Origin of the sequence: New Jersey aster yellows phytoplasma, from assembly GCF_002554195.1 — a bacterium.
Classification (GTDB): domain Bacteria; phylum Bacillota_I; class Bacilli_A; order Acholeplasmatales; family Acholeplasmataceae; genus Phytoplasma.
The window spans coordinates 1-6,497 of sequence record NZ_MAPF01000013.1; the positions used below are offsets into that span (position 1 = coordinate 1).

Here is a 6,497-nt window from a genome sequence, read left to right on the forward strand (position 1 = left end):
TAATTATTTAGAAAGCAAAAAACTTAATCAATATATTAATCCTTATTCAGCTTATTCTTAACAATAAAATATAACATTTTTCTACTTAATCCAATTTATTTTATTAAAAAATGAAAGATAAAGGTATATTTTAATTTTAATTGTGTTTCGGAAATTCAAAAAAAACTCATTTAAATTTTATTTTTCAATTAAATCTTTTTTAACTTTTACCCTTTTTTGATAAGGATTTTCTTGTAGATTTTTATTTTTTATGTTGTATTAAACTGAAAAAATGTTATAATATTAAAATAAATAATAAAAATTAGATATCTCTAAGAAAAAATTACTATTAAATTAAAATAATTTTTTAATCCTTTATTTTATTGGTTATTATCAGAAGTTATCACTCATTCCCCTTTTGACTTGGCTCAATTCCTTTTCTCTTTTACATTTTATTTTTGAGATATAAAGGTGCATTTGCCATACATTTTTCTAATCTACTTGGTTTTTTACATTTTCAAAATCTTTGTTTAAATTATACATTGATTGTAATATATTAGCCATTTGATTTATAAAATTATCTTCAAAGGAATAAGACAAAGCTTTTTCCACAGCAATTTTTTTCATTTTTTTTATATTATTATTAATTATTTAAAATCACATTAAAATCAATATAAAATAAATAAAAAATAAATAAAAATATAAAAAAATGAAAATATAAGGTTGACATTCAACAAAAAAAGTAATACAATATTATTGGCAATCGTTAATGTGAGTGCCAAGAGGTGATGAATATGCTTTCAGATAGAAAAAAATTAATCCTAAAGGCTGTAGTTGAAAACTATTCACAAAAAAGACAACCAGTAGGTTCTAAAATGCTTACCTATTTACCTTATCTTAAATTTGCAAGTGCTACTATTCGTTATGATATGGTGCAATTAGAAAAAGAGGGGTTTTTACAAAAAAATCATACTTCTAGTGGTAGAGTTCCTTCTTTTAAGGGTTATGTTTACTATCTAAACCATTTATTAACGCGTGATCATGATGTTGCTTGTATGTTTGAAAGCATTGACAAAGTGATTCAAAAAAAGCGTTTTTGTAAAGGGCAAGTAATTAAAGAAGCTCTTAATTTGTTAAATAATTTAACTAATTATACTACTATGGCAATTGGTTCTGATATTTTTAATAATAGTAAAATTACTAAAATTGATTTTATTCCTTTAAATAGTGCTCAAGCTGTTATTTTGATTATTACTGATAAAGGAAATGTACAACATCAAAATATTTCTTTGGAACAAACAAAAGAAATTAGCATTTATGACCTTAAAGATGTAGTGCAAGTAGTAAATGATTTGTTGAAAGATAAGTTTTTATCAGAAGCAGCCCATATTATTCAAAGTGATTTTTTTAAAAAAACTATTGCTAAATATATTTGTTTTCAAGAACAATTAATTGCTTTGTTTATGGAAGCTTTTAGTAGTTTTGCCTCAGAGAATCTTTATTTTTCGGGGGTTTCTAAAATGCTTGAAAAACCTGAATTAAACAATCCTGAAATTATTAAAAAATTTATGGGTCTTTTAGAGCGTAAAGAATTATTAAAAATTATGTTAAATCAAGATAGTTTGTCTTTTAAATTTTCTGATGGCTTGCAACTTACTCCTTTAAAAGATTGTATGATTCTTTCTATTCCTTTCGATGTAAATCCTAATGAGAAAGGAAGAATTGCAGTTGTAGGACCTTCGTGGATGAAATATCCTAAAGTTATTCCTATTTTGGAATATTTGGCAGTTCATTTATCTAAATTAAACGATCAAGAATAACAAATAAAAGAATAAATAATTGTAAAATAAATAATTATAACAAATAATAAATAATAAGTAAATAATTTATAATTTAATTAAATAAATAAAATAACCAAACAGTCTGCCAAAATAATTGTAATCAACAAAATAAAAACATAATTATATGAAGAAAGAAAAGAGGTTTTAAGATGTTTTTAGAAAAAGAACAAGATAACTTAGATAATTTAAAAACACAAACAAAAGAATTACATAAAGATTATACAGAATGTCAAAATTGCCAAAAAGAAGAAACCCAAACAACAAATAAAGACAACCAAAAGGAAGATGAAACTTTTAAAAATCAACCAAACAAAACCAAACAAACAAATACTAAACAACAAAAACATCTATCAAAAGAAAGCAGTCATCAACAAATTACCAAATTACAAACTCAAATTAAAGAATTACAACAAAAACTTTCCCAACAAAAAAAACCTTTGATGAAGGGTTGTTAAAAAATCAAGCAGAATTCATTAACTTTAAGAAAAGAGCTCAAACTCAAAAAGAAAATGAATTAAAATATGCATCAAGTAATTTTATTAATAATTTATTAATGCCATTGGAGCAATTAGAAAAAGTAATTGATATGCCTACACAAAATGAATTGTTGCAAAAATATTTATTAGGTTTTAAGTTGTTACAAAAACAAATAAAAAAAGTGTTGCAAGATGAAGGAGTAGAAGAAATTGAGGCTCTTAATAAACCTTTTGATCCTACTTTTCACCACGCTTTAGAAACAGTGTGTGACTTTGAAAAGCCTGATAAAACCAATTTAGCAGTTTTACAAAAAGGTTATTTATATAAAAAAAGAATTTTAAGACCAACATTGGTTAAAGTAAATGAATGGAGTGATAAAAATGAAAAAAACGAATAAAATTATAGGTATTGATTTAGGAACAACTAACTCTTGTGTTGCTGTAATGGAAGGCGGCGAGGCAAAAGTTATTCCTAATGCTGAAGGTGGAAGAACAACTCCGTCTGTAGTTTCTTTTAAAGGTGATGAAATTATGTTAGGAGAAATTGCCAAACGCCAAGCAATTACCAATCCTAATACTATTAGTTCTATCAAAAGACACATGGGAGAAGCTAATTATACTGTTAATGTGAGTGGTAAAAAATACACTCCACAAGAAATTAGTGCAATGATTTTGGCAAATTTAAAAAAACTGCTGAAGATTATTTAGGAGCTCAAGTAAGTGAGGCAGTAATTACTGTTCCTGCTTATTTTAATGATGCTCAAAGACAAGCTACCAAAGATGCAGGTAAAATTGCAGGCTTAAATGTTAAACGCATTATTAACGAACCAACTGCAGCTGCTCTTTCTTATGGCGTTGACAAAGGTGACAAAGAACAGACCATTTTAGTGTTTGACTTAGGAGGAGGAACTTTTGATGTTTCTATTCTAACTTTGATGGACGGTACTTTTGAAGTGCTTTCTACTTCTGGAGACAATGCTTTGGGAGGTGATGATTTTGACTTGCGTATAGTAGATTTCTTAGTGCAAGAATTCAAAAAAGAAAATAGTGTTGATCTTTCCAAAGATAAAATGGCAATGCAAAGATTAAAAGATGCTGCTGAAAAAGCTAAAAAAGAATTAAGTGGTGTTGCTTCTTCACAAATTTCTTTGCCTTTCTTAACAATGAGCGAAGCAGGTCCCCTTCATTTAGAATACAATATGACTCGTGCTAAATTCAATGAACTTACTAAAGATTTAATTGATCGTTGTTTGGCTCCTGTAAAACGTGCTTTAAGTGATGCCAAATTAGATATTAAAAAAATCGATCAAGTGCTTTTAGTGGGTGGTTCTACTCGTATTCCTGCAGTTCAGGATTTAGTTAAAAATGAATTGAATAAAACTCCTAATAAGAGCATTAATCCTGATGAAGTAGTTGCTATTGGAGCTGCTATTCAAGGAGGAATTCTATCAGGAGAAGTTAAAGATATTTTATTGTTAGACGTAACTCCACTTTCCTTAGGAATTGAAACTTTGGGCAATGTCTTTACTAAATTAATTGAAAGAAATACTACTATTCCAACATCTAAAAAACAAGTCTTTTCAACTGCCGCAGATAATCAACCAGCAGTAGATATTCATGTTTTACAAGGAGAACGCCCTTTAGCAGCTGATAATAAAACTTTGGGAAGATTCCAATTAACAGATATTCCACCAGCACCTCGTGGAATTCCTCAAATTGAAGTTACTTTTGACCTGGATGCAAATGGAATTGTATCAGTTAAAGCCAAGGACTTAGGAACTAACAAAGAACAAAAAATTACTATTTCAGGAAGTGGTGCCCTTAAAGAAGAAGAAATTCAAAGAATGATTAGAGAAGCTGAAGAAAATGCTGAGGCAGATCGTTTGAAAAAAGAAAGTATTGATGCGCGTAATGAAGCAGAAAATATGATTTTCCACACTAAAAAATCTTTAGAAGATTTAAAAGCAGACGTTACACCAGAAGAAAAAGACAAAGTGGAGAATCAAATTAAAGAATTAGAAGAAGCTCTAAAAGGAGATGACACTGTTTTAATTAAAGAAAAAACTGGAAGTCTTACTAAAGAATCTCAAGGAATCGCAATGAAAGCTTATCAAAAAGCTCAAGAAAAAGGTGCGCAAGAAAACACCACTGCTAAAAATGAAAAACCTCAAGACGAAGTAGTAGACGCTGATTTTGAAGAACAAAAATAATCAATAATAAAAATAATAACAACAAAATACTAAAAATATAACTAAACAAAAACAACCATAAAAAACAAACTATAAAGAATAATGAAATCAAAGGGGCAAAACCCCTTAGTTTTATTATTAGGAGAAGTTAGCTACAATGACAAAAAAAGATTATTATCATATTTTGGGTCTAGATAAAGACGCAAGTCCTGAGGACATCAAAAAAGCTTATCGTATTCTTGCTAAAAAATATCATCCTGATATTTCCAAAGAAGCTAACGCCGAGAGCAAATTTAAAGAAGTTCAAGAAGCTTATAGTGTTTTAGGAGATGCTTCTAAAAAAAGTAATTATGATCGTTTTGGTGATTCTTCAGATAACGGTTTTTCTGACTTCGGTAGTGGTGGTTTTGATGGCTTTGATTCTTTTGGGGATTCTTTTTTCAGTTCTTTTGGAGATATTTTTGGTAATCAACAAACTAAAAAACCTTCTTATGATAAAAAAGTAGAGATGACTATTGGTTTTATTGATTCTGTTTTAGGGGCTAACAAAACTATTGAAATTACTGTAGAAGCTGATTGTAGAGTTTGTCATGGTAAAGGAGCAGTTTCCCATCAAGATGTTATTGCTTGTAGACGTTGTGGTGGAACTGGACAAATTATTACTGAGCAAAGAACTTTTTTAGGTAATATTCGTTCTCGTCAAGTTTGTCCTAATTGTAGTGGTAAAGGACAAGAAATTAAAAATAAATGTTATGCTTGTCACGGACAAAAACGTCAAAAAGTTAAGCAATCAGCTACCTTTAATATTCCTGCAGGGATTCAAGAAGGAATGTCTTTGCAAGTTCCTGGAAAAGGAAATTTTGTTCCTTTAAGTAATAATCAAAAAGCAGGAGATTTATATATTACTTTTAAAGTGCGCCCTCATGAATCTTTTGTGAGACGTGAATATGATATTATTTTAGAAATCTTTATTACTTTGCCAGAAGCTGTTTTAGGAACTAATATTTTGATTCCTACTATTTATGGTGAAGTAGCTTTAAAAATCCCTTCAGGGATTCAATCAGGAAATAAATTAAGAATGAAAAATAAAGGAGTTGCACATCTTAATTCTTCTTATCGTAAAGGTGATCAGTATGTTGTTGTTCATCTCAAAACTCCTAACCCATTAAGCTTAGAAGAAAAAAGATTATATCAAAAATTATTAGATTTGCAACATCGTAGTTAATATAAGTAATGATATAAATAATAAAATAATAAGGAGACCAACTTAAAAGTTGGTTTTTTTATTAAGTGGTAATATTAATGTTTAAATTTTTAGAGTTTTACATAGTTAATTTTAATTGTATTATGATTAACAATAAATTAATATTTTTTAATATAAATGTTGAATGGGAATATAGTTTTTATATTATGTTATAATTAATAGTAGATAAATAGTTTTACTATTTTCTATTTTATTAATATTTACAATATTAAATTAACTACTAATTAAATATTTTGAGTTATAACAAAGGCATAAATTCTTTTATTATATTCAAGTTAGAGACTTTAAAACTTTAACAAATCTAATTTGATAATTTAATTTAATAAAGAGTTGAAATAACATGTTTTTATTAGATAATTTTAAAGAAAAAATTCAAGATAATAAAAAATTAAGTTCGGTTACAGTTTATTGTAGAGCAACTTATAAAAGAGTTATTCAAAAAACTTTATTATTTATTTGTCACTTTCTTTTGTGTTTGTATGGCATGAATTAGGTTTTTGCCAAAGTTTAGGTGAAATAAAGAAACAATTATTTTTTAAATATTTGTATATGCCTACGTATTTTTTGTTCTTCTAGTGTATCACGAATAACAGCTCCTATTTGCCTTATTTTACTTTGGGGGCATTTTTAGGAATGCTTATGAGTTATTTAGATGTTCGTTTAAAATATATCACATACATCCGATTTGACTTGTAAATTAATAATATATAAACATTTATGATTAACTATTTTGTTTTCGTTTTTTTTT

General features: G+C 27.4%; 4 protein-coding genes and 1 pseudogene. All 5 read left to right on the forward strand.

Features of this window, described 5'->3' with window-relative positions:
* Positions 1–764: 764 nt before the first annotated feature.
* The 5 genes and pseudogenes from hrcA to dnaJ all read left to right on the forward strand — a co-directional run bounded on the left by hrcA (position 765) and on the right by dnaJ (position 5,710).
* Positions 765–1,799 carry a heat-inducible transcriptional repressor HrcA gene (hrcA, locus tag BBA70_RS00300; RefSeq protein ID WP_011412343.1) on the forward strand — a complete coding sequence of 345 codons (1,035 nt, stop codon included), beginning with the start codon at positions 765–767 and terminating at the stop codon, positions 1,797–1,799.
* Positions 1,800–1,969: 170 nt separating this feature from the next.
* Positions 1,970–2,275, forward strand: a complete 306-nt coding sequence (locus tag BBA70_RS00305) for a hypothetical protein (RefSeq protein WP_252861421.1) — start codon at positions 1,970–1,972, stop codon at positions 2,273–2,275.
* Complete coding sequence (locus BBA70_RS00310; RefSeq protein ID WP_252861422.1) at positions 2,269–2,694, forward strand: nucleotide exchange factor GrpE; 426 nt, start codon at positions 2,269–2,271, stop codon at positions 2,692–2,694. Before BBA70_RS00305 ends, BBA70_RS00310 begins: the two co-directional genes overlap by 7 nt.
* Positions 2,678–4,506 (forward strand): annotated as a pseudogene (dnaK, locus tag BBA70_RS00315) (molecular chaperone DnaK). Before BBA70_RS00310 ends, dnaK begins: the two are co-directional and overlap by 17 nt.
* Positions 4,507–4,642: 136 nt before the next feature.
* Complete coding sequence (dnaJ, locus tag BBA70_RS00320) at positions 4,643–5,710, forward strand: molecular chaperone DnaJ (RefSeq protein WP_011412346.1); 1,068 nt, start codon at positions 4,643–4,645, stop codon at positions 5,708–5,710.
* The last annotated feature ends 787 nt before the right edge of the window (positions 5,711–6,497 follow it).